Annotated in this window: 24 protein-coding genes; 19 read left to right on the top strand and 5 right to left on the bottom strand. The window is 60.9% G+C overall.

All coding sequences use genetic code 11. The features are described from left to right. The first annotated feature begins 183 nt into the window (after nt 1-183). The 4 genes from ACIPZE_RS11200 (at nt 184) to ACIPZE_RS11215 (ending at nt 4,736) form a co-directional block, all read left to right on the top strand. A complete protein-coding gene (locus ACIPZE_RS11200; RefSeq protein ID WP_400772873.1) occupies nt 184-2,097 on the top strand; it encodes a sigma-54-dependent Fis family transcriptional regulator in 1,914 nt (637 codons plus the stop codon). A gap of 368 nt (nt 2,098-2,465) precedes the next feature. Next, nucleotides 2,466-3,815 (top strand): UDP-N-acetylmuramate:L-alanyl-gamma-D-glutamyl-meso-diaminopimelate ligase, encoded by a 1,350-nt coding sequence (gene mpl, locus ACIPZE_RS11205; protein WP_129395679.1) that lies wholly within the window; start codon nt 2,466-2,468, stop codon nt 3,813-3,815. After that, complete coding sequence (gene ubiX, locus ACIPZE_RS11210; protein ID WP_400772875.1) at nt 3,812-4,459, top strand: flavin prenyltransferase UbiX; 648 nt, start codon at nt 3,812-3,814, stop codon at nt 4,457-4,459. Before mpl ends, ubiX begins: the two co-directional genes overlap by 4 nt. Continuing rightward, nucleotides 4,452-4,736 carry a YceK/YidQ family lipoprotein gene (locus ACIPZE_RS11215; protein ID WP_053124200.1) on the top strand — a complete coding sequence of 95 codons (285 nt, stop codon included), beginning with the start codon at nt 4,452-4,454 and terminating at the stop codon, nt 4,734-4,736. Before ubiX ends, ACIPZE_RS11215 begins: the two co-directional genes overlap by 8 nt. 127 nt (nt 4,737-4,863) lie before the next feature. On the opposite strand, the gene ACIPZE_RS11220 is transcribed toward ACIPZE_RS11215, so the two are convergent. The 3 genes from ACIPZE_RS11220 to ACIPZE_RS11230 form a co-directional block, all read right to left on the bottom strand. Continuing rightward, the gene (locus ACIPZE_RS11220; protein WP_053124198.1) at nt 4,864-5,505 is read right to left on the bottom strand and encodes an oxidoreductase; all 642 of its coding nucleotides are present in this window, start codon (nt 5,503-5,505) and stop codon (nt 4,864-4,866) included. 27 nt (nt 5,506-5,532) lie between these two features. Further along, nucleotides 5,533-7,260, bottom strand: coding sequence for a C13 family peptidase (locus ACIPZE_RS11225; protein WP_400772877.1), 1,728 nt, complete (start codon nt 7,258-7,260; stop codon nt 5,533-5,535). Nucleotides 7,261-7,362: 102 nt separating this feature from the next. Next, complete coding sequence (locus ACIPZE_RS11230) at nt 7,363-7,818, bottom strand: MaoC family dehydratase (RefSeq protein ID WP_007909575.1); 456 nt, start codon at nt 7,816-7,818, stop codon at nt 7,363-7,365. A 193-nt stretch (nt 7,819-8,011) separates the two neighbouring features. Here ACIPZE_RS11230 and ACIPZE_RS11235 point away from each other — a divergent pair, with 193 nt between their 5' ends. Genes ACIPZE_RS11235 through ACIPZE_RS11245 form a run of 3 tightly spaced genes read left to right on the top strand, consistent with a single transcriptional unit; the run spans nt 8,012 to nt 9,691 of the window. Next, the gene (locus ACIPZE_RS11235; protein ID WP_283438793.1) at nt 8,012-8,374 is read left to right on the top strand and encodes a CidA/LrgA family protein; all 363 of its coding nucleotides are present in this window, start codon (nt 8,012-8,014) and stop codon (nt 8,372-8,374) included. Beyond that, nucleotides 8,374-9,090, top strand: a complete 717-nt coding sequence (locus ACIPZE_RS11240) for an LrgB family protein (RefSeq protein ID WP_053124192.1) — start codon at nt 8,374-8,376, stop codon at nt 9,088-9,090. The genes ACIPZE_RS11235 and ACIPZE_RS11240 overlap by 1 nt, the downstream gene beginning before the upstream one ends. Nucleotides 9,091-9,100: 10 nt before the next feature. After that, entirely contained in the window at nt 9,101-9,691 is a 591-nt protein-coding gene (locus ACIPZE_RS11245; RefSeq protein WP_283438792.1) for an LON peptidase substrate-binding domain-containing protein, read from the top strand. A gap of 123 nt (nt 9,692-9,814) precedes the next feature. Here the strand turns inward: ACIPZE_RS11245 and ACIPZE_RS11250 are convergent, their stop codons facing one another. Then, entirely contained in the window at nt 9,815-11,131 is a 1,317-nt protein-coding gene (locus ACIPZE_RS11250) for a bifunctional DedA family/phosphatase PAP2 family protein (RefSeq protein WP_400772880.1), read from the bottom strand. Between the two features lie 127 nt (nt 11,132-11,258). Next, the gene (locus ACIPZE_RS11255; RefSeq protein ID WP_283439472.1) at nt 11,259-11,954 is read right to left on the bottom strand and encodes a DNA-3-methyladenine glycosylase; all 696 of its coding nucleotides are present in this window, start codon (nt 11,952-11,954) and stop codon (nt 11,259-11,261) included. A 177-nt stretch (nt 11,955-12,131) separates the two neighbouring features. Between ACIPZE_RS11255 and ACIPZE_RS11260 the strand changes: the two genes are divergently transcribed. From ACIPZE_RS11260 to lipA, 12 genes are all read left to right on the top strand, one after another. Further along, complete coding sequence (locus ACIPZE_RS11260) at nt 12,132-13,403, top strand: glutamate-5-semialdehyde dehydrogenase (RefSeq protein ID WP_283438790.1); 1,272 nt, start codon at nt 12,132-12,134, stop codon at nt 13,401-13,403. Beyond that, entirely contained in the window at nt 13,372-14,094 is a 723-nt protein-coding gene (gene nadD / locus ACIPZE_RS11265) for a nicotinate-nucleotide adenylyltransferase (protein WP_400772882.1), read from the top strand. The genes ACIPZE_RS11260 and nadD overlap by 32 nt, the downstream gene beginning before the upstream one ends. A gap of 72 nt (nt 14,095-14,166) precedes the next feature. Next, entirely contained in the window at nt 14,167-14,661 is a 495-nt protein-coding gene (rsfS, locus tag ACIPZE_RS11270; RefSeq protein WP_129395670.1) for a ribosome silencing factor, read from the top strand. Nucleotides 14,662-14,670: 9 nt separating this feature from the next. Next, the gene (gene rlmH, locus ACIPZE_RS11275) at nt 14,671-15,138 is read left to right on the top strand and encodes a 23S rRNA (pseudouridine(1915)-N(3))-methyltransferase RlmH (RefSeq protein ID WP_003185785.1); all 468 of its coding nucleotides are present in this window, start codon (nt 14,671-14,673) and stop codon (nt 15,136-15,138) included. Between the two features lie 10 nt (nt 15,139-15,148). Further along, complete coding sequence (mrdA, locus tag ACIPZE_RS11280; RefSeq protein ID WP_283438788.1) at nt 15,149-17,044, top strand: penicillin-binding protein 2; 1,896 nt, start codon at nt 15,149-15,151, stop codon at nt 17,042-17,044. 31 nt (nt 17,045-17,075) lie between these two features. Beyond that, complete coding sequence (gene rodA / locus ACIPZE_RS11285) at nt 17,076-18,179, top strand: rod shape-determining protein RodA (RefSeq protein WP_164979482.1); 1,104 nt, start codon at nt 17,076-17,078, stop codon at nt 18,177-18,179. 17 nt (nt 18,180-18,196) lie between these two features. Beyond that, complete coding sequence (mltB, locus tag ACIPZE_RS11290; RefSeq protein WP_400772885.1) at nt 18,197-19,207, top strand: lytic murein transglycosylase B; 1,011 nt, start codon at nt 18,197-18,199, stop codon at nt 19,205-19,207. Beyond that, nucleotides 19,207-20,217, top strand: coding sequence for a septal ring lytic transglycosylase RlpA family protein (locus tag ACIPZE_RS11295; RefSeq protein WP_129395666.1), 1,011 nt, complete (start codon nt 19,207-19,209; stop codon nt 20,215-20,217). Before mltB ends, ACIPZE_RS11295 begins: the two co-directional genes overlap by 1 nt. Before the next feature lie 189 nt (nt 20,218-20,406). Then, on the top strand, nt 20,407-21,564 hold the full coding sequence (locus ACIPZE_RS11300) for a D-alanyl-D-alanine carboxypeptidase family protein (protein WP_129395665.1): 1,158 nt from the start codon (nt 20,407-20,409) through the stop codon (nt 21,562-21,564). Between the two features lie 85 nt (nt 21,565-21,649). Continuing rightward, nucleotides 21,650-21,925, top strand: a complete 276-nt coding sequence (locus ACIPZE_RS11305; protein ID WP_242206935.1) for a DUF493 domain-containing protein — start codon at nt 21,650-21,652, stop codon at nt 21,923-21,925. Beyond that, nucleotides 21,925-22,572, top strand: a complete 648-nt coding sequence (gene lipB, locus ACIPZE_RS11310; RefSeq protein WP_400772888.1) for a lipoyl(octanoyl) transferase LipB — start codon at nt 21,925-21,927, stop codon at nt 22,570-22,572. Before ACIPZE_RS11305 ends, lipB begins: the two co-directional genes overlap by 1 nt. Before the next feature lie 25 nt (nt 22,573-22,597). Next, a complete protein-coding gene (gene lipA, locus ACIPZE_RS11315; RefSeq protein ID WP_161806657.1) occupies nt 22,598-23,596 on the top strand; it encodes a lipoyl synthase in 999 nt (332 codons plus the stop codon). Nucleotides 23,597-23,751 lie beyond the last annotated feature (155 nt).

Here is a 23,751-nt window from a genome sequence, read left to right on the forward strand (position 1 = left end):
CAGTGACCGACCGGTCCCGCCAGCATTGCAATCCACATTTACCTGGAGGATCCTCAACCCACAGCAACCCCTGTAGGAGCTGCCGAAGGCTGCGATCTTTTGATTTTGCTTTTTTGCAGATCAAGATCAACAGATCGCAGCCTTCGGCAGCTCCTACACGGGGAATATGGAGAACAATAAGAAATGCACGACAACCATTTGAGTCGCCATGCCCAACAGGTTCTCACCGCGACCCAGGGCAAGCCGCACATGCACGGGCCGGGTGCCGATCCGTCGATTGCCCGCTCGTGGCTGCGCTGTCTTGAGGACTATCACCTCGACCCGGCGCTGACCATGGCGCCGACCGTGCTCGAACACGGTCGCGTACTGGAAAGTCGCGAACGTCTGCAACAAGTCCTGCAGATCGCCGGCAATGAAATGAGCAGCCTGCATCAACAACTCTCCGGCGCCGGCCATGCGGTGCTGCTGACCGACGCGCGCGGGGTGATCCTCAACTGCGTCACCGCGCCTGCCGAACGCAAGATATTCGAACGCGCCGGCCTCTGGCTCGGGGCGGACTGGAGCGAGGCCTGCGAAGGCACCAACGGCATCGGCACCTGCCTGGTCGAGCGCCAGGCGCTGACCATCCATCAGGACGAACACTTTCGTGGGCGCCACACCGGCCTGACCTGCTCGGCCAGCCCGGTATTCGATCCTCATGGCGAACTGCTGGCGGTACTCGACGTGTCCTCCGCGCGGCACGACGTTTCGCGGCAGAGCCAGTTCCACACCATGGCGCTGGTCAATCTGTCGGCGAAGATGATCGAGAGCTGTTATTTCCTGCGTTGTTTCGATAACCAATGGTTGCTGCGCTTTCATCTGCAGGCCGAGTCCGTCGGCCTGTTCAGCGAGGGGCTGCTGGCGTTTGACGGGGAAGGGCGGATCAGTGCGGTCAATCAGAGTGCGCTGAACCTGCTCGGGCATATTCGTGGAGGCCTATTGGGAAAACCGGTCGAGGCATTTTTCGATTGTTCGCTGGATGAGCTGCTTGGCCGCGCCAGCGCCAATGCCAGCGCCAGTTGGCCGTTGCGCACGCGCGACGGCCGGCATTTGTTTGCCGTGCTGAGAGGAGAGTCGCGTAAACCGTCGCCGAGCATGCCTGCGCCAGTTATGGTTGAGGCTCCGCGCCTGTCGGGCATTTGCCTTGGTGATGAGGCGTTGCAGGCCGACTTCCGCAAGTCGTTGCGTGTGTTCGAACGCGATGTGCCGCTGCTGATCAACGGCGAAACCGGCTCCGGCAAGGAGGCCTTCGCCAAGGCTGTGCATCAAGCCAGTCAGCGCTCAAGCAACGCCTTCGTCGCCCTCAACTGCGCGGCCATCCCGGAGAGCCTGATCGAGAGTGAACTGTTCGGCTATCGCGGCGGCAGTTTCACCGGCGCAAGAAAGGACGGCATGCGCGGCAAGTTGCAGCAGGCCGATGGCGGCACGTTGTTCCTCGATGAAATCGGCGATATGCCACTGGCCTTGCAGACCAGATTGTTGCGAGTGCTGGAGGATCGGCAAGTGGTACCGATCGGCGGCGAGCCGGAGTCGGTCAACGTGCGGATCATCAGTGCCACGCACCGCAATCTGCTGGAGCGGGTCGCCGACGGCAGCTTCCGTGAGGATTTGTATTACCGCTTGAATGGCCTGGAAGTGGCGCTGCCGGCATTGCGCGAGCGCAGTGATAAATCGCAGCTGCTGGATTTCCTGCTGGCTGAAGAGGCGGGCGGTGAGACGATCCTCATCGAAGAGCCGGCACGTCAGGCATTGCTGGCGTTCAACTGGCCGGGGAATGTGCGGCAGTTGCGCAATGTCCTGCGCACGCTGGCGGCGTTGTGTGATGAGGGGCGGATCGGGATTGAGGATTTGCCGGTGATGATTCGGCAGGGGAGTCCGGCAGTATTTGCGGTTAAGGAGTCCGATCATCCGCTGGAAGATGCCGAACGGTCGGCTTTGCTCAATGTGCTGGAGCAAACTCGCTGGCACATGACCCATACGGCGCAGCAACTGGGTGTCAGCCGCAATACTCTTTACAGGAAGCTGCGTAAGCATGGGATTGAGCGGCGAGCCAGTTAGAAGGCCCTCACCCTAGCCCTCTCCCAAAGGGAGAGGGGACTGACCGAGTCGGTCTACAGATCTACGTCGACCTGAAATATTGAGCCGAACTCAGGATTGAAAGCACCGAGACCGGCTCCCTCTCCCAGAGGGAGAGGGGACTGATCGAGTTGATGCGGCAATTTAAGTCGACCTGATTTATCGAGCCGAACTGCGGATTTGAAAGCAACGTAGATCGGCTCCCTCTCCCTCGGGAGAGGGCTGGGGTGAGGGGCCGCAATCTACAGCCGAGCCTTAACCCCAAGCCCAACCATCCCCGCTCAATCACCTAAAGAGTGCGATTTCCCCCTCCCTACGCTAACCTGCGGCCATGTTTTACGAGGTCGACTATGCACATTCATATTCTGGGTATCTGCGGGACTTTCATGGGTTCGATGGCGGTTCTGGCCAAAGAGCTGGGCCATCACGTGACCGGCTCCGACGCCAACGTCTATCCACCGATGAGCACGCAGCTTGAAGCCCAAGGCATTCAACTGACGCAGGGTTACGACCCGGCGCAGCTCGATCCGGCGCCGGATCTGGTCGTCATTGGCAACGCCATGTCGCGCGGCAATCCGGCGGTGGAATATGTGCTGAACAAAGGCCTGCCGTACGTCTCCGGCCCGCAGTGGCTGGCCGATCACGTGCTGCAAGGTCGCTGGGTGCTGGCGGTTGCCGGCACTCACGGCAAAACCACCACCAGCAGCATGCTCGCCTGGGTGCTGGAACACGCCGGCATGAGCCCGGGTTTCCTCATCGGCGGCGTGCCGCAAAACTTCTCCGTATCGGCACGATTGGGCGGCACGCCGTTCTTCGTCATCGAGGCCGACGAGTACGACAGCGCGTTCTTCGACAAGCGCTCGAAGTTCGTGCACTACCGTCCGCGCACCGCGATCCTCAATAATCTTGAGTTCGATCATGCCGACATCTTTCCGGATCTGCCGGCGATCGAGCGGCAATTCCATCACTTGGTGCGAACTATTCCGAGCGAAGGCCTGGTCATCCATCCGACCACCGAGCCGGCCTTGCAGCGTGTGATCGAAATGGGCTGCTGGACCCCGGTGCAAACCACCGGTGCCGGTGGGCAGTGGCAGGTCAAACTGCTCAGTGAAGACGGCTCGGCGTTCGAAGTGATGTTCGAAGGCGTGTCGCAAGGCACCGTCGAATGGGAACTGACCGGCCAGCACAACGTTGCCAACGCCTTGGCTGCCTTGGCGGCGGCGCGGCATGTTGGCGTAGTGCCATCGATGGGCATCGCCGGATTGAGCGCATTCAAGAACGTCAAACGCCGCATGGAGAAAGTCGCCGAAGTACGCGGCATCACCATCTACGACGACTTCGCGCATCACCCGACCGCCATCGCCACCACTCTCGACGGCTTGCGCAAGCGCATTGGTGACGCACCGCTGATTGCGATCATCGAGCCGCGCTCCAACTCGATGAAGCTAGGCGCGCACCGTGATGGTTTGCCGGCCAGCGTGGTCGATGCCGATCAAGTGATCTGGTACGCCCCTGCCAACCTCGGCTGGGACCTCGCCGCCACCGCCGCGCTGTGCACGGTGCCGTCGATTGTCAGCGATTCACTGGAAGGCATCATTGAGCGCGTGAAGAGTCAGGCTCAGCCCGGTACTCACGTGGTGATCATGAGCAACGGCGGCTTCGGCGGCCTGCACGGCAAACTCGCCGAGGCGCTGCAATGAACACTCGTTTTGACAGCAATGGTCCCGAACGCATCACGCTGGCGATGACCGGCGCCTCAGGTGCGCAATACGGTCTGCGCCTGCTTGATTGCCTGGTGCGCGAAGACCGCGAAGTGCACTTCCTGATTTCCAAGGCTGCGCAACTGGTGATGGCCACCGAGACCGACGTCACGCTGCCGCCCAAGCCGCAGATGATGCAGGCGTTCCTCACTGAATACACCGGGGCTGCCGCCGGGCAGATCCGCGTGTACGGCAAGGAAGACTGGATGTCGCCGGTGGCCTCGGGCAGCGGCGCGCCGGCAGCGATGGTGGTGGTGCCATGTTCGACGGGCACGTTGTCGGCCATTGCCACCGGCGCCTGCAACAACCTGATCGAGCGCGCCGCAGATGTCACTTTGAAGGAGCGTCGCCAGTTGATTCTGGTGCCGCGCGAGGCGCCGTATTCGAGCATTCATCTGGAGCACATGCTCAAACTGTCGAACATGGGCGTGACCATTCTGCCGGCCTCGCCGGGTTTCTATCACCAGCCGCAGACCATCGATGACCTGATCGATTTCGTCGTGGCGCGGATTCTCAATCTGCTGGGCATTCCCCAAGACATGCTGCCGCGTTGGGGTGAGCATCATCTGAGCAGTGATGAATAAGCTGCTGCTGATCGGGCTGGTGGTGTTGCTGACCGGGTGCGCCACGGCGCGCACCTTGGATGCGGCGAAACCGGGCGCGCCGGTGGTGTACTCCGGGACGCGGCTGGATTTGTACGCGATGAATGGCGGGTGCTGCGCGATGGATCGGTTTGGGGCTGAAGCGCCGAGCTATCCGGGTGTGGATCTGCCGGGGAGTGCGTTGCTCGATACGCTGTTGTTGCCGTTGTCATTGCTGACGGTGATCGGCGTGAGTTTTCAGGCAACAGGCGGATTGTAGTTAGACAGATCGTTCCCACGCTCCGCGTGGTAACGCCTCCGGTGACGCTCTGCGTCACGCTTTGGGACGCAGAGCGTCCGTGGCTGCATTCCCACGCAGAGCGTGGGAACGATCATGCGGCGGAAGATTATTTGCCGAGCTTGCGCAAATCATCCGACTCGATCACCCGCACCCCGTCCTGCTCTTCCAGTGCCAAACGCCACATCGCCCGTGCCAGTTGGCACGCTTCAATACCGCGATATTTACCCGGAATCAGCTTCGACAACGGCCCGGCTAACTGTTCGGCCAGACGCGGCTCCGTGCGTTCACCCAACAACAGCGAAGGTCGGCAAATGGTCAGTTGCGGCCAGTCCTGCGCACGTAAAGCCTGCTCCATTTCGCCTTTGACCCGATTGTAGAAAACCGACGACTTCGGATCGGCGCCAATCGCACTGATCACGATCAGGTGCCGCGCGCCCATCTCCCGCGCGCGTTTGGCAAACGCCACGACCATGTCCAGATCCACCGCACGAAACGCCGCTTCCGAGCCGGCCTGTTTGATCGTGGTGCCGAGGCAGCAGTAGGCGATATCGACGCGGCCGCTGAGCTGCGGCAGAAACGCCTGCGGATCACCGACCGGGTTTTCCAGGTGCGGATGCTCGGCCAATGGCCGGCGGGAAGGGGCGAGCACGCGAGAAATCGTTGGCTCGTTGAGCAAACGGTCGAGTAGATGTTCACCGGTCAAACCGGTAGCTCCGGCAAGCAATACGTGCTGAGGCGTCAAGTACATAGTGTCTCTCCCTTGATACTGTTCAGCTTAGTTGCTCTTTACCGCTCCGTCGTTCAACGCAGCACTTTGCAAAGCTTTTCTTGCTTGCTGTTTGCGCAGCAGTTGCCAGTGCGCGAGTACGGTTTTCGGCGCCCAGATCTGTGGCTCCGAGGCTTCGAAATTGTCCGCCAGTTCACGCTCGGCGACGGTGGCCTTGGCCAGTTTGAAGGCTTGCTCCAGGTCATCGGTCTGGTTCAGCGCCTGGGCGAACAGCGCGTCGCCGAAGTAGGTGAAGTTGGCTTCTTCCGAGCAACCGAAGGACACCCGATCGGCGCGCGAGGCGGTCATGATCAAGGTACGTTCGTCTTTCAGCGCCGGGATAAAACCACCGGAGTAACACGAAGAGATCACGACGATCTTGTCGCGGTTTTTCAGCGGCGCCAACACGACGGCGAGTTCATCGGCGGGCAGGTCGGCCAGCTCCATGCGCGGCTGGTCGAGCACCAGTTCATGTTCGGCGGTGCCATGGCTGGTCAGGTAGATGAACAGCAAATCTTCCGGGCCGCTGCGTTCAGCAAGGGTTTGCGCAGCGCGGCGCAGGTTCTCGCGGGTGGCCATCGGCCGGTCGGCCAGGTGATCGCGGTGGTTGACCAGACGGATCTGGCCATAGGCGCCGAAGCGCGTGTTGAGCATGTTGGCGACGTAATCGGATTCGCGCAGGAACACGCTCTGCTTGCCGTCGCCGCCGAGGGTCAGGGTGTACAGCTCAACTGCTGGCGTCGACGCGGGGATGGCGGCCAAGGCGTCATCGAGCAGGCGGCCCTGAGCAAGCAAGCCGAGTTCAAGGGTGTCGGGCAACAACTTGCCGTCGGCATCGCGCACGCGCTGGCCGTTGATCCAGGTGCCGCTCATGACGCTGCCATCGGTCAGCACCAAGGTGCCGCGTCCGGAGTAACTGTCGTTGTCGAAGCCACCGATGTAGAAGCTGCCATCGGACAGGTTCAAGCGCCCCTGGCCGCTGAAGCGCCAGTCGTTGAAGGCGCCGATGTAATGGCTGCCGTCGGCACCGATCAACTCACCCTTGCCAGTCAGTGCGCCTTCCTTGAACTGGCCGAGCCAGACATCGCCGTCAGCATTTTCGTAGCGGCCCTTGCCGTGCAATTGATTGTTCTTGAAACCGCCGACGTAGATGTCGCCGTCGGCGCTGTTGAACGTGCCGTTGCCTTCCAGCTGACCATTGACGAAATGCCCGCTGAACGTGTTGCCGCTGGCGTCGCCACGCTGGCCTTCGCCGTTGGGTTTGCCGTGGGCGAACTGGCCTTGATAGGAACTGCCGTCGTCCATCTCGAGACGGCCGAGGCCGGAATACTGGTCAGCCTTGAACTCGCCACGGTAGGTCATGGCGTTTTCTTTCAGGGTGCCTTCGCCTTCGCGCCGGCCTTGCTTGAAACCACCGGTGTAACTGCTGGCGTTGGTGGTCAGGCTACCTTGGCCATCGAACAAGCCTTGCTGAAATTGCCCGCGATAGACTTCGCCGTTGCTGCCATGCCATTCGCCCTGACCATGCCATTGACCCTTGTCGAACTGGCCGGCGTACCAGCTGCCGTTGGGGTAGTCGACGCGCCCCTGGCCTTGCAACAAGCCGTTGACCAGTTCACCGCGATAGCGACCGCCGTCCGGCAGGCGCGCATCTGGCGGCAACAGTGATTCGCCGTCGCCGCAAGCGGTGAGCATCAAGGTCAGGGCAATGGGTGCAAGAGAAGCGAGTGAGCGCATAGCGGGATCCGGGCAATTAGGCGACCGAGTATGCCGCAGCTATGCGTCGCATAAATAGAGAGGTGACGCGAAACAGCGTGCGCTGCTTCGCATCCGGAACGTTTAGACGAAGCAGAGCGACAATGGCTCGGCGATGTAGGCCGGTTTGTCCGAACCTTCTATCTCAAGCGTTGCGGTCGCTTTGAGCAGCCATTGGCCAGGCTTTTTCTCGGTCACTTCGCCCAGATCGACCTTCAGGCGAACTTTCGAATTGACCTTCACTGGCTGGATGAAACGCACGCTGTCCAGACCATAGTTGACCACCATCTTCACGCCTTGCGGCAGGATGAGGATGTCTTCCATCAATTTCGGGATCAGCGACAACGACAGGAAACCGTGGGCAATGGTGCTGCCAAATGGCGTTTGCGCGGCTTTGACCGGGTCGACGTGAATGAACTGATAATCACCGGTGGCTTCGGCGAACAGGTTGATGCGTTCCTGATCGATGGTGAGCCATTCGGAACGTCCGAGTTCCTTGCCGACATAATCTTTGAGCTCTGCAACTGGAACATAGGGCATTGAGACTCTCCTTGGGTTCATCGGTTTTATAGTTTTTTCGGTGGGGGATTTGACCGCCCTGCGAACCACTGTAGATCATCATGGCGATTTGCTCCGGTCAACCGACCATGCTTTTGGCGAATGCCGATCCATAGCGCAGGCGTGCTTATAATGCCCAGCCCCTGCTGGGTGAAAAGTAAGACGGAGATGTCGGATGTTGCTACGTGGCCTGACCCTGCTGGTGCTGTTTCAATTGCTCGGCACGGCGCTCAATCACTTGTTGTTGCCGGTGCTGCCGGGGCCGATCATCGGTCTGCTGTTGTTACTGATCTTCCTGATTGTTCGCGGTGAAGTCGGCGAGCCGCTGAATCTCGCGGCCGGCAGCCTGCTGCGTTATCTGCCGCTGTTGCTGGTGCCGCCAGCCGTCGGCGTGATGGTTTACGCAACGGCGATTGCTGCCGATTTCTGGGCGATTGTCGGCGCGCTGGTGGTGTCGCTGATTCTGTCGATGGCTTTTGCCGGCGTGCTGATGCAGCGCATGGTCAAGCGTCACGCGCACCGTTCGGAGGACTCCTGATGCTCTTCGACTGGCAAGGCGCCTGGGCGTCGGTCATCCATCATCCGCTGTTCGGTATCGGCATCACCCTCGGTGCCTATCAATTGGTCTTGGCGGCGTTCGAAAAAACCCGTTGGATCTTTCTGCAACCGGTGTTGGTCTCCATGTTGTTGGTGATCGGTGTGCTGGTCGGCTGTGGCCTGACCTACGCCGAGTACCGCAAGAGCACCGAGATCCTCAGCATTCTGCTCGGCCCGGCCACCGTGGCGCTCGCGGTGCCGCTGTACCTCAACCTGCGGCGTATTCGCCAATTGTTCTGGCCGATTTTTACTACGCTGGTGATAGGTGGAGTGGTGGCGACGGGCATGGGCGTGCTGTTGGGCTGGTGGTTCGGCGCCGAGCACATGATCCTGATGACCATGGCGCCGAAGTCGGTGACCTCACCGATTGCGATGCTGGTGGCTGAACAGATCGGTGGCGTCGCGGCGCTGGCAGCGGTGTTCGTGTTGATCACCGGGGTGATCGGCGCGATCTTCGGCCCGGCGCTGTTGACCCGTCTCGGCGTGCACAGCCCCGAGGCGCGCGGCATGGCGCTGGGCATGACCGCGCATGCGGTCGGCACCTCGGTGGCATTGCAGGAAAGTGATGAGTGCGGCGCCTTCGCGGCGCTGGCGATGAGTCTGATGGGCGTGGCCACGGCAGTGTTCCTGCCGCTGGCGGTGTCGATGGTGGTGTAAGGAAATGTCTATGAGTCTGCCGCTTTTCCCGCTGAACACAGTGCTGTTTCCCGGCTGCAACCTCGACTTGCAGATCTTCGAGGCGCGCTACCTCGACATGATCGGCCGCTGCATGAAGCAGGGCGGCGGTTTTGGCGTGGTGTGCATCCTGGAAGGCAGCGAAGTCGGCCTCGCGCCGGAAGGCTATGCGCTGGTCGGTTGCGAAGCACGCATCACCGACTTCCAGCAGCAGGACAACGGGTTGCTGGGGATTCGCGTGCAGGGCGGTCGCCGCTTCAGTGTGTTGCGCACTGAAGTGCAGCGCGATCAGCTGATCCTCGCCGAGGTCGAGTGGCTGGATGACGATCCCGAGCAACCGTTGCAGGATGAAGACGCCGATCTGGTGGCGCTGCTCAGGGCGCTGGCGGAACACCCGATGGTCGAAGCTTTGAACATGGGCACCGAAGCGCTCGGTCAGCAGTCGCTGGCCAATCAGCTGGCGTATCTGTTGCCGTTCGCCGAGGAAGACAAGATCGACCTGCTGCAACTCGACGATCCGCAGCAGCGACTGGATGCGATCCAGGCGTTGCTCGATGAGTTGCAGGGCGAACTGTTTGCCTGAAACATCGTAAAAGATCGCAGCCTGCGGCAGCTCCTACACGATTTGATTCCACATGCGCGCGATGTGTCGGGCGTGAAATGGAATCCCATGTAGGAGCTGCCGCAGGCTGCGATCTGTTGATCTTCAATAGGCGTAACGCAACATCGTCCCCGGCAAATGCCGAAACACAAACAAACTGAACAACACCACCAACGCCGGCAAAACCAGCCACCAGACCCTGACCGGCATCGCATTCAGCGGCGCCTTGCGCTGGCTCAGCCACAAGCCCGCCGCACACACGCACGCCGCCAGCATCGCCCCCGCCAGAACATCCGTAGGCCAGTGCGCCCCGAGATAAACCCGCGACAAGGCAATCGACAGCGCCGGAATGCAGCCGAGCAGCAGCCAGGTCAGGCGCATGCGCGGCGGTTGCCCACGGCCGGCGAGCACCGCGAGTACCAGAAACAGCGCAAACGAACCCGAAGCGTGACCACTCGGCATGCTGTAACTGGTCAGTGGGTCACTCAGCACTTCCGGGCGCACCCGGGCGAAAAACATCTTTGTACCGGTGTTCAGCAGCGCGGTGCAGAGCAACACGCTACCGACGAAAATTGCCTGGCGCCATTGCCGGCACAGCAACAACAGGCCGGTGAGCAGGGCGCTGAACATCAGCATGTTGCGGAATTCGCCGATCAGGGTGAACGTCACCGCGATCTCATCGAGCATCGGTTGGCGATGTTCCTGCACCAGCGTCATCACGCCTTGGTCGAGTGCTGTCAGGTATGGATAGCCGATGAACAGGCCGATCAGGATCAACAGGCTCATGCTGCTGATCCAGATTGTCGCGCGACGGTGGCGGCGCAGGCTGCTGTTGACGCTGAGTCCGACCATCACGGCAATACTGGCCGCGACAATCCCGGCTTGCAGCCAGAAACCTTCCGGCAATGGCAGGCGAATCGCCGCGCCAGTGGCCCAGCCCGGCAACAGGTACGCGACGCTCCAGCCAGCAGCGGCCAGCAGGCTGACGGCGGCGAAACGCGGGAAGGGCATGTCGCACATGCCGGCGACCATCGGCAGCATCGGCCGCAACGGGCCAATAAAACGCCCGACCAGCAGACTGGCGATGCCGTAACGCTGGAAGTAGCTCTCGGCACCGGCCATCCATTCCGGATGATGACGCAGCCCCGGCAGACGGCGGATGTTCTGGTGGAAGTGGCGGCCGAGGAAATACGAGATCAGATCGCCGAGAATCCCGCCAAGGAAACCCAGCAGCAAGGTTTCACTCAGCGACAGTGCGCCGCTGCCGGCGAGCACCGCGATGGCAAACAACAACACCGTGCCGGGCACGATCAAACCGGCAATCGCCAGGCATTCCACGCAGGCGACAATGAATACCGCTGCGGCAAGCCACTGCGGGTTGGCTGCCAGCCAGCCGGTCACGCTATCGAGCCATGGGCCCATACCAAAAAACTCCAAATCATTAATGGCCCCCGTGTAGGAGCTGCCGAAGGCTGCGATCTTTTGATCCTGATACTTAAAACAAGATCAAAAGATCGCAGCCTTCGGCAGCTCCTACATGGGTTTGTGTTTACAGCAGGAAATAGTCGCGGCCTTCGACCTGGCCGCGTCGCAGCGGGTTCCGTGTGCACCATTGCGCATAGGCTGCGTCGACGAAGCGGTACATCAAGTGTTCGTCACGGCCGTGGGGAATGCCCAAACGGGTGGTCTGGATAATGTGTGCAGGCGCAGGCCCGGTATCTTCTACCAGAAGCACTTCATGATCGAAACGCTTGGCATCCCACACCGGTACTTTCAACCCCAGCGCCTTGCACAACAAAGTCTGCCCACCGCAGAGCTTTTGCGACGGTCGCGCACGGCCCTGCGCATCGGGATTGTTCAGCAGCATCTGCGCCAGACTCGCCGGGCCACTGATTTCATCGACCCATGGATAGGCGGATTTGATCAATACCGCGTTGCCCGGGCCCTGCGCGCTGAAGTTCAGCGAATCGCCGCCACGGGCGTAATACATATAGATGTGGCCGCCATCAAGAAACAAAGCCTTACGCTTTTCTGTGTAGCCAAGAGACGCGTGGCTGCCTTTTTCCGCGCAGTAATACGCTTCGGTTTCGATGATCCGCGCGCTGAGCCAGAGGTCGCCGACGCGATGACGGATGACTTTGCCGAGCAATTCCTTGGCCAGCACTTGGGCGTCACGGTCAAAAAAAGCGTCCGGGAGCCCCAGCGGCAGGCGCTCGGCGTGGGAGCGAACGGTCAGGTTGGACATGGCAGGCAAGGTTTATCCAGGCTGAAGAGATCGTGATGATAACAATCCGCAGCTTAATTACGCCTGAACGTCGGCGATTCGCGGTTCATTTTGACCATCCGCCCGTCACCGCTGTTAGTCCCGGGACGCGACAGCTATAATCTGCCGCTTTCCTCTTTGCCAAGACCCCAGCAGACCATGACTGAGTCCGTTCTTGACTACATGACCCGATTGGGTCGCGCCGCCCGCGAAGCCTCCCGGGTCATCGGCCGTGCCAGCACCGCGCAGAAAAACCGCGCCTTGCAGGCTGCTGCCAATGCCCTGGACGCCGCGCGCGCCGAGCTTGCTGCAGCCAATGAACAGGATCTGGCCGCCGGCCGCGCCAATGGTCTCGAGCCCGCTTTGCTGGAACGTCTGGAACTGACCCCGGCGCGCATCGACGGCATGATCGTCGGTCTGCGTCAGGTGGCTGCGCTGCCGGACCCGGTCGGCGCGATCCGTGACATGAGTTTCCGTCCGTCGGGCATTCAGGTCGGCAAGATGCGGGTGCCGCTGGGCGTGATCGGGATCATCTACGAATCCCGTCCCAACGTGACCATCGATGCCGCCAGCCTGTGCCTGAAGTCCGGCAACGCGACCATCCTGCGCGGTGGCTCCGAGGCGATTCACTCCAACCGTGCCATTGCCACGTGCATTCAGCGCGGTCTGGCCGAGGCCGAATTGCCCGCCGCCGTGGTGCAAGTGGTCGAAACCACCGATCGTGCGGCTGTCGGCGCGATGATCACCATGCCCGAGTACGTCGACGTGATCGTGCCGCGCGGTGGCCGTGGCCTGATCGAACGTATCAGCCGTGATGCCCGCGTGCCGGTGATCAAGCATCTGGACGGCATCTGCCACGTTTACGTCAGTGCCCATGCCGATCTGCCGAAAGCCCAGCGCATCGCCTTCAATGCCAAGACCTATCGCTACGGTATCTGCGGTGCGATGGAAACGCTGCTGGTTGACCAGACTGTTGCCAAGGATTTCCTGCCGTCGATGGCGGCCCAGTTCCGCGAAAAAGGCGTCGAACTGCGTGGCTGCGAGCGCACCCGGGCGATCATCGACGCGGTTGCCGCCAGCGAAGACGACTGGAACACCGAGTATCTGGCGCCGGTCCTGTCGATCCGTGTGGTCGACGGTCTGGATCAGGCCATCGAACACATCAACCATTACGGCTCCCATCACACCGACTCGATCGTCAGCGAAAACCTCGCCGACACCCGTCGTTTTGTCGCGGAAGTCGACTCGGCGTCGGTGATGATCAACACCCCGACGTGCTTTGCCGATGGATTTGAATACGGATTGGGTGCCGAGATCGGCATTTCTACTGATAAGCTGCACGCCCGTGGCCCGGTGGGCCTCGAAGGACTGACCTGCGAGAAGTACATCGTGGTCGGTGATGGTCAGTTGCGCGGCCAGGCGACGGTCTGACTTGACCGACCTCGACCTGACAGCGCCGCAAGCCGGCAGCGAGTCCCGTCCACGCCGCATTGGCGTGCTGGGCGGCACGTTCGACCCTGTGCACATCGGCCATTTGCGCGGTGGCCTGGAAGTTGCCGAAGCGCTGGCGCTCGATGAGTTACGCCTGACGCCAAGCGCGCGGCCGCCGCATCGCAACACGCCGCAAGTGTCGGCGCAGGACCGCCTGGCGATGGTCGAGTGCGCGGTGGCCGGAGTGCCGCCGCTGGTGGTGGACGCCCGCGAATTGCAGCGGGACAAACCGTCCTACACCATTGATACCCTGGAGTTGATGCGTGCCGAAATGGCCGCCGAGACCCAGGTTTTTCTGCTTTTGGGCTGGGACGCATTTTGCGGCCTGCCCACTTGGCATCGCTGGGAAGAGTTGCTCCAGCATTGCCACATCCTGGTGCTACAGCGCCCGGACGCCGACAGCGAACCGCCGGATGCCTTGCGCAACCTGCTGGCAGCGCGTTCGGTGAGCGACCCGCTGGCCCTGAAAGGGCCGAGCGGACAGATTGCATTCGTCTGGCAGACACCGCTCGCGGTGTCGGCCACCCAGAGCGGTCCCGGGGTGGGCTGCGGTAGGTCGGTCCGTGTCCCGGTGCCCGACGCGGTCCTGGCCTACATCGATGCGCACGGTCTTTACCGTGCGTCGAACTGAACAAGGCGTGCTTCACTGATACGAATCCACGTGTCGCCAAGCCGCCGAATATATGAGCAAAACGAGTTTTATATGACTGACAAAGACCTACCGAAAGTAAAACGCAAAGGCACATTCAAGAGCGCTCCGCTGCCAGAGCCGGTCAACACCAATGAGCCGCTGAAGGGCGACGAACTGGTCAAGCTGGCCGTAGCTGCCCTGGAAGACGTCAAGGCACAAGACATCCAGATCATCGATGTTCGCGACAAGCAGAGCATCACGGACTACATGATCATCGCCACCGGTACTTCCAACCGCCAGATCAACGCGATGCTCGACAAGGTTCGCGAAGAAGTCAAAAAGCAGGGCGCCAAGCCGCTGGGCGAAGAAGGCAAGGGCGACAGCGACTGGGTGCTGTTGGACCTGGACCTGGTGATCGTGCACATGATGACTGCCTCGGCGCGTCAGTTCTATGACCTGGAACGCCTGTGGGCCGGTGCCGAGCAAAGCCGTGCGGCCGACGCCAAGCACCACAGCCCGGAAAACACCCACGAGCATTTCACCAAGCTCAACAAAGACCAGCTGTAAGGGATTGCTGTGCGACTGCGCCTGATCGCCGTCGGTTCACGCATGCCCAAGTGGGTGGAAGAAGGCTGGCATGAATATGCCAAGCGTCTTCCGTCCGAGCTGGCGCTGGAACTGGTGGAAATTCCGCTCAATACCCGTGGCAAGAATGCCGACGTGGCCCGTTTCATCCGCCAGGAAGGCGAAGCCATGCTGGCCAAGGTCGGGCCGAACGAGCGGATCGTCACGCTGGAAGTCCACGGCAAGCCCTGGAGCACCGAGCAACTGGCGGTCGAACTCGACCGTTGGCGGCTGGATTCGCGCACGGTCAATTTCATGGTCGGTGGCCCGGAAGGGCTGGCGCCGGAAGTCTGCGCCCGCGCCGATCAGCGCTGGTCGTTGTCGCCGCTGACGTTGCCGCACCCGTTGGTGCGGATCCTCATCGGCGAACAGTTGTATCGTGCCTGGACCGTGTTGTCCGGTCACCCTTACCACAAGTAATCCTGCCCTCATGTCTCAGCCGATCCGCATCAAGGACCACGAAAAGGACGCACGCCTGGTGCGTAGCCGCGTCGTGTTCGGGGCCATTGCGATCGTGATGCTGATCGGCGTGTTGATTGCGCGGCTGTATTACTTGCAGGTGATCCAGTACGAGTACCACTCGACGCTGTCGGAAAACAACCGCGTCCACGTGCAGCCGATTCCGCCGACGCGCGGGCTGATTTTCGACCGCAACGGCGTGGTGGTGGCGGACAACCGTCCAAGCTTCAGCCTGAGCATGACCCGCGAGCGCTCCGGCGACTGGCAGCAAGTGCTCGACGTCATCGTCGAAGTGCTGGAGCTGACGCCCGAGGACCGGGTGATTTTCGAGAAGCGCATGCGTCAGGGCCGCCGGCCGTTCGAGCCGGTGCCGATCCTGTTCGAGCTGACTGAAGAGCAGATCGCCCGCATCGCCGTGAACCAGTTCCGCCTGCCCGGCGTGGAAGTGGTCGCGCAGCTGGTCCGTCACTACCCGCAGGGCGCGCATTTTGCGCACTCGGTGGGTTACATGGGGCGGATCAACGAGAAAGAGCTGAAGAGCCTCGATCCGGTCAACTACAGCGGCACCCATCACATTGGCAAAACCGGTATCGAGCGTTTCTACGAGCCGGAATTGCACGGTCAGGTCGGTTACGAAGAAGTCGAGACCAACGCCCGTGGCCGCGTCTTGCGCGTGCTCAAGCGCACCGATCCGATTCCCGGCAAGGACATCGTCCTCAGCCTCGACATCAAGTTGCAGGAAGCCGCCGAGGCTGCACTGGGCGGGCGTCGTGGCGCCGTGGTTGCGCTCGATCCGAAGACCGGTGAAGTGCTGGCGATGGTCAGTCAGCCGAGCTTCGACCCGAACCTGTTCGTTACCGGCATCAGCTTCAAGGCGTACGCCGAGTTGCGCGACTCGATCGACCGACCGCTGTTCAACCGCGTATTGCGCGGTCTGTATCCGCCGGGTTCGACGATCAAACCGGCGGTGGCGATTGCCGGTCTTGATTCCGGCGTAGTCACGGCTTCGAGCCGGGTGTTCGACCCGGGCTACTACATGCTGCCCAACTACGATCACAAATACCGCAACTGGAACCGCACCGGTGACGGCTTTGTCGACCTCGACACGGCGATCATGCGTTCCAACGACACCTACTTCTATGACCTGGCGCACAAGCTCGGCATTGATCGGTTGTCGACGTACATGAACAAGTTCGGCATCGGCCAGAAGGTCTCGCTGGACATGTTCGAAGAATCTCCAGGCCTGATGCCGTCGCGCGAATGGAAGCGGGCGACGCGCAAACAGGCGTGGTTCCCCGGTGAAACGCTGATTCTCGGGATCGGCCAGGGCTACATGCAATCGACCCCGCTGCAACTGGCCCAGGCCACGGCACTGGTGGCCAACAAAGGCGTGTGGAACCGTCCGCACCTGGCGAAATCCCTCGAAGGGGTGAAGCCGGTTGACGAAAACCCGATGCCGGACATTGTCCTGCGCGATCCGTCGGACTGGAACAAGGTCAACCACGGCATGCAGCAGGTGATGCACGGTGCTCGCGGTACCGCGCGCAAAGCCGCCATCGGTGCGCAATACCGCATCGCCGGCAAGTCGGGTACCGCCCAGGTCGTCGCGATCAAGCAAGGTGAGAAGTACGACCGCTCCAAGGTTCAGGAACGCCACCGCGACCACGCCTTGTTCGTTGGATTTGCCCCGGCCGATGACCCGCGAATCGTGGTCTCGGTGATGGTCGAGAACGGTGAGTCCGGTTCCGGCGTCGCTGCGCCCGTCGTGCGTCAGGTCATGGACGCCTGGCTGCTCGATCAGGACGGACGTTTGAAGGCCGAATACGCCAGCCCAATCAGTGCGGAGGCTACGGCCCGTGATGAATAACTTTGATCGCATGCTCTCCAGTGAGGATGTGATGCGTCGCCGTGCGACGTTGCTGCAAAGACTGCATATCGATGGCCCGTTGCTGATCCTGCTGCTGATCCTCGCCGCCGGCAGCCTGTTCGTGCTGTATTCGGCGAGCGGCAAAAGCTGGGATCTGCTCGGCAAACAGGCCACATCGTTTGGTATCGGCCTGGTCTCGATGATCGTTATCGCCCAGCTCGAACCACGTTTCATGGCGCGCTGGGTGCCGCTCGGTTACGTGGTCGGCGTGGTGTTGCTGATGGTGGTGGACATCATGGGCCACAACGCCATGGGCGCCACACGCTGGATCAACATTCCCGGGGTGATTCGTTTCCAGCCTTCGGAGTTCATGAAGATCCTGATGCCGGCGACCATCGCCTGGTATCTGTCCAAACGCACCTTGCCGCCGCAGCTCAAGCACGTCGGCATCAGCCTGATGCTGATCGGCGTGCCGTTCGTGCTGATCGTGCGTCAGCCGGACCTCGGCACTTCGCTGCTGATCCTCGCGGGCGGTGCGTTCGTGCTGTTCATGGGCGGGCTGCGCTGGCGCTGGATTCTCAGCGTGCTGGCGGCGGCGATCCCGGTGTCGGTGGCGATGTGGTTTTTCATCATGCACGACTACCAGAAGCAGCGAATCCTCACATTCCTTGATCCTGAGAGCGATCCGCTGGGCACCGGCTGGAACATCATCCAGTCGAAAGCGGCGATCGGTTCCGGCGGTGTCTTCGGCAAGGGCTGGCTGCTCGGCACCCAGTCGCACCTGGACTTCCTGCCGGAAAGCCACACCGACTTCATCATTGCCGTACTTGGCGAAGAGTTCGGCCTGGTGGGCATCTGCGCGCTGCTATTGATCTATCTGTTGTTGATTGGCCGGGGGCTGGTGATTACCGCCCAGGCACAAACGCTGTTCGGCAAATTGCTCGCCGGTTCGTTGACCATGACGTTTTTTGTTTACGTTTTCGTCAACATCGGTATGGTCAGTGGCCTGTTGCCGGTCGTAGGGGTGCCGTTGCCGTTCATTAGCTACGGAGGAACTTCGCTGGTGACGCTGCTGTCAGCGTTTGGGGTTTTGATGTCGATCCATACCCATCGCAAGTGGATCGCACAGGTTTGAATAAGGTGAAGAGTTCAATGCAAGTAATGCGTGGCTGGGCGACTCGATGCGCGCCAGTGGTAGGCCTGATGGGCCTCCTGGGCAGCATGCAGGAGGCGCTGGCCGGCGAATACGAAGGCTCGCCTCAGGTGGCCGAGTTCGTCGGTGAAATGACCCGCGACTATGGTTTCGCCGGTGAGCAACTGATGGCGGTGTTCCGCGAGGCTCAGCGCAAGCAGGCGATTCTCGACGCCATTTCCAGGCCCGCCGAGCGCGTCAAGCAATGGAAAGAATACCGCCCGATGTTCATTACCGATGCGCGCATTGCCCGTGGTGTGGATTTCTGGCGTCAGCACGAGGCGACGCTGGCTCGCGCCGAACAGGAATACGGCGTACCGGCACAAGTCATCGTGTCGATCATTGGCGTTGAAACCTTTTTCGGACGTAATACCGGTAATTACCGGGTGATCGATGCGTTGTCCACGCTCGGTTTCGACTATCCTCCCCGTGCCGAATTTTTCCGCAAGGAACTGCGTGAGTTCCTGCTGCTGGCGCGTGAAGAGCAGGTCGATCCATTGACCCTAAAAGGCTCGTACGCCGGGGCCATGGGTTTGCCGCAGTTCATGCCGAGCAGCTTTCGCGCCTATGCGGTGGATTTCGACGGTGACGGCCACATCAATATCTGGAACAACCCGGACGATGCGATCGGCAGCGTCGCGAGCTACTTCAAGCGTCACGGCTGGGTCGCCGGTGAGCCAGTGGTCAGCCGCGCCGATGTGCGTGGCGAGCAGGTTGACGAAGGCCTGACCACCGGCATCGAGCCGACGAAGACGGTCGGAGAGTTGCGGGCGCTGGGCTGGTCAAGTCATGATGCGCTGCGCGATGATATGCCGGTGACTGCATTTCGCCTCGAAGGCGAGAACGGCCCTGAATACTGGATGGGCCTGAAGAATTTCTACGCGATCACGCGTTATAACCGCAGCGTGATGTACGCCATGGCCGTACATCAACTGTCTGAACAGCTGGTACAAGCACGGGGCGTCAAGTAATGCAGGCATTGCCTAACAATAAACCCCTGAAGCTGGTGGCATTCGCTGCGTTGGCAGTATTGGTCGCCAGTTGTTCGACCAGCCGTTCGCCAACGCCGAAAACCTCGAATACCGCTGTGCGTGCGCAGCCGGGTCTGGACATCAACCGTGCGCACAAAGACGGCGCACCGTGGTGGGACGTCGACGTATCGCGCATCCCCGATGCCACCCCGACCCTGCACACCGGCCCGTACAAGGCCAACCCGTACACCGTGCTGGGCAAAACCTACTTTCCGCTGCAGGAATCGAAGACCTACGTCGCTTCCGGCACAGCTTCCTGGTACGGCACCAAGTTTCATGGTCAGAACACCGCCAACGGCGAGGTCTACGACCTCTACGGCATGAGCGCCGCCCACAAGACTTTGCCATTGCCAAGTTACGTTCGGGTGACCAATCTGGACAACAACCGCACAGTGATCTTGCGGGTCAACGACCGTGGGCCGTTCTATTCCGATCGCATCATCGACTTGTCCTACGCCGCCGCGAAGAAACTCGGTTACGCCGAAACCGGCACCGCGCGGGTCAAGGTCGAAGGCATCGATCCGCAGCAATATTGGGCCGCCAAGGGCCGTCCGGCACCGTTGATGCTCAACGAGCCGCAGGTCGCGCAGAACAGCGCTCCGGTGATCACGGCGTCGGCCGGCACCGTCGAGCAATGGACGCCGCCACCGCAACAACATGCCTCTGACACCGTCCCCGTGCCGATGAGTGCAAAAAAAAACGCTTCTGCAACAGCAACTGGCCAGTATCTGCAGGTGGGCGCGTTCGCCAACCCGGACGCTGCAGAACTCCTGAGGTCGAAGCTCAGCGGGATGGTGAGCGCTCCGGTGTTCATCAGCTCGATCGTGCGCAATCAGCAGACTCTGCACCGGGTACGCCTGGGGCCGATCGGCTCGCCGGGTGAAATTGCCCAGGTGCAGAACAGCGTGCGCCTGGCCAACCTTGGTTCGCCAAGCGTGGTCACCGAGTAAGTAAAACGTAGAACTTGATTGACGATTCACCAGCGATTGGGGGGTGAATCAGGTTGTTGGCTCGTCGAAGAACAAAAGCCCGGCAAGGGTGACTGGAGTGAGCAACTGAACACGCGATGGCTCGTTAGAAAGTCATCTGATTAAATTTTGTCCGCAAGGACAGTTTCCATTAGCGATTTCGAGAGACGGATGAACATCACCACCTTTGCCAAACGCCTGTGTCTGCTAGTCCCGCTGCTCCTCTCGCCAGCCGCCTTCGCGGCCGAGATGATGCCGTCGCCACCACAACTGGCCGCCAAAGCCTACGTTCTGATGGACGCCAGCAGCGGCAACGTGCTGGTCGAGAACAATGGCGACCAGCGTCTGCCACCGGCCAGCCTGACCAAACTGATGACCGCGTACATTGCTACGCTGGAAATCCGTCGTGGCCAGATCGGTGAAAACGATCCAGTGACCGTCAGCGAAAACGCCTGGCGTACCGGCGGTTCGCGGATGTTCATCAAAGTCGGCTCGCAGGTCACTGTCAGCGACTTGCTGCACGGCATCATCATTCAGTCCGGCAACGACGCCAGCGTTGCGCTGTCCGAGCACATCGCCGGCAGCGAAGACGCGTTCGCCGACCTGATGAACAAGACTGTGGCTGATCTGGGCATGACCAATTCCCACTTCATGAACCCGACCGGTCTGCCAAACCCTGAGCACTACTCGTCGGCTCACGACATGGCGATCCTGGCGCGCGCGATCATCCACGAAGACCCGGCTCACTACGCGATCTACTCGCAGAAAGAGTTCTTCTGGAACGGCATCAAGCAGCCTAACCGCAACCTGCTGCTGTGGCGCGACAAGACCGTCGACGGCCTGAAAACCGGTCACACCGACGAAGCCGGCTACTGCATGGTGTCCTCGGCTGTACGTGACGGCCAGCGCCTGATCGCCGTGGTGTTCGGCACCAACAGCGAAGTGGCCCGCGCCGCTGAAACCCAGAAGCTGCTGACTTATGGCTTCCGCTTCTTCGAAACCCAGACCTTCTATCAGAAGGGCACCGAACTGGCTCAGGCCCCGGTGTGGAAAGGCACCACCAATCAAGTCAAGGCCGGCCTGGCTGAAGACCTGACCATGACCCTGCCAAAAGGCCAGCTGAAGAAGCTCGCTGCGAGCATGACCATGAACCCGCAACTGGTTGCGCCAATCGCCAAGGGCGACGTGATCGGTAAAGTCGAAGTCAAACTGGAAGACAAGGTCGTGCACAGCGCTGACCTGATCGCTCTGGATGGCGTCGAGGAGGGTGGTATCTTCCGCCGCATGTGGGATAGCATCCGTCTATTCTTCTACGGCTTGTTCAACTGATTTGTGTTGACCTGCATGGCCCCGCCCCGATCCGGAGCGGGGCCATGCGCGTTATCACGGCTTGCGCTCAAGAGGCCGTTACGCCATGACCGATACCGAAGTAAAGGCGCCAAAGATCGAATTCCCGCAGACTGATTATCCGATTAAGGTGATCAGCGATACGGGTGTTGGCAACAAGGACAAGATCATCGAGATCGTCCTGAAGCACGCCACCATCAATGATGAGCGCATCGACGAGCGTCAAAGCAGCAACGGCAAATACACCACCATCCAGTTGCACATCGTCGCGACCGATCAGGATCAGCTGTACAACATCAACAGCGATCTGCGGGCAACCGGTTTCGTGCACATGGTGTTGTGATGCCGGGCACGCTGGGCTTTCGTGAGCTCGGCCAGATGGCTTACGAGCCGGTCTGGCATGCCATGCAACGTTTTACCAACGAACGCGGCAGCGATGCCGCCGACGAAATCTGGCTCGTCGAACACCCACCGGTGTTCACTCAGGGCCAGGCCGGCAAGGCCGAACATTTGCTGCTGCCGGGAGATATCCCGGTGGTACAGGTCGATCGCGGCGGGCAGGTGACATATCATGGCCCCGGCCAATTGGTGGCTTACCTGTTGCTGGACGTGCGCAAGCTGGGTTTCGGCGTACGTGATCTGGTCAGTCGCATGGAACAGTGCCTGATCGAACTGCTGGCCAGCTACGGCGTGACCGCCGCAGCCAAGCCAGATGCTCCCGGCGTCTATGTCGATGGAGCGAAAATCGCTTCTCTGGGTTTGCGGATTCGCCACGGTTGCTCCTTTCATGGCCTGGCCTTGAACGTGGATATGAACCTGGAACCGTTTCGACGGATTAATCCCTGCGGCTATGCCGGGCTGGCGATGACCCAGCTGAGCGACCATGCAGGATCGATTGAATTTGCCGAGGTAAGTGCCCGGCTGCGCGCGCAGCTCGTCAAACACCTCGACTATGCTGATCAGACGACCCTGACGGGCGGAATCGACTGATATGACTACTGATGCAGTGCAAACCATGATCCCGACGCTCGACGTGACCGAGCGCCCGGCCCCGCGTCCCAAGGTAGAAGCCGGCGTCAAGCTGCGCGGCGCCGAGAAGGTTGCACGCATCCCGGTAAAGATCATTCCGACCACCGAACTGCCGAAGAAGCCTGACTGGATTCGTGTACGCATCCCGGTTTCGCCGGAAGTCGACCGGATCAAGAGCCTGCTGCGCAAACACAAGCTGCACAGCGTCTGCGAAGAAGCGTCCTGCCCGAACCTGGGTGAGTGCTTCTCCGGCGGCACCGCGACCTTCATGATCATGGGTGACATCTGCACCCGTCGCTGCCCGTTCTGCGACGTCGGCCACGGTCGTCCGAAGCCACTGGACGTCAACGAGCCGGAAAGCCTGGCCATCGCCATCGCCGACCTCAAGCTCAAGTACGTGGTGATCACCTCGGTTGACCGCGATGACCTGCGTGACGGCGGTGCCCAGCATTTTGCCGACTGCATCCGCGAAATCCGCAAGCTGTCGCCGAACGTGCAGCTCGAGACGCTGGTCCCGGATTACCGTGGCCGCATGGACGTTGCCCTGGAAATCACCGCCGCCGAGCCGCCGGATGTGTTCAACCACAACCTGGAAACCGTGCCGCGCCTGTACAAGGCTGCGCGTCCGGGTTCGGATTACCAGTGGTCGCTGACCTTGCTGCAACGCTTCAAGCAGATGATGCCGCACATTCCGACCAAGTCCGGCTTGATGCTGGGTCTGGGCGAGACCGACGAAGAAGTCATCGAAGTGATGAAGCGCATGCGCGAACACGACATCGACATGCTGACCCTCGGTCAGTACCTGCAACCGTCGCGCAGCCACTTGCCGGTACAGCGTTTCGTGCACCCGGACACCTTCGCCTGGTTCGCCGAGGAAGGTTACAAGATGGGCTTCAAGAACGTCGCTTCCGGCCCTCTGGTACGTTCTTCGTACCATGCCGACGAGCAGGCGAAGCTGGTCAAGGCTGAGTTGATGGGTTCCTGATTCAGCGCTGAATGAAAGATGCCCGCCGAGGCTTTGCAGCCCGGCGGGCATTTTTTTGCCTGTCCTACGCCAGACGCCGACTTTTCCTGCAACTTGCGGGGCGACGCAGCCTCTTCTGTTTGTCCCCGTTCCTGACTACTGTGTGTGCATGACTT

Origin of the sequence: Pseudomonas sp. NPDC089741, from assembly GCF_044748825.1 — a bacterium.
In the GTDB taxonomy this organism is placed as follows: Bacteria; Pseudomonadota; Gammaproteobacteria; order Pseudomonadales; family Pseudomonadaceae; genus Aquipseudomonas; species Aquipseudomonas helmanticensis.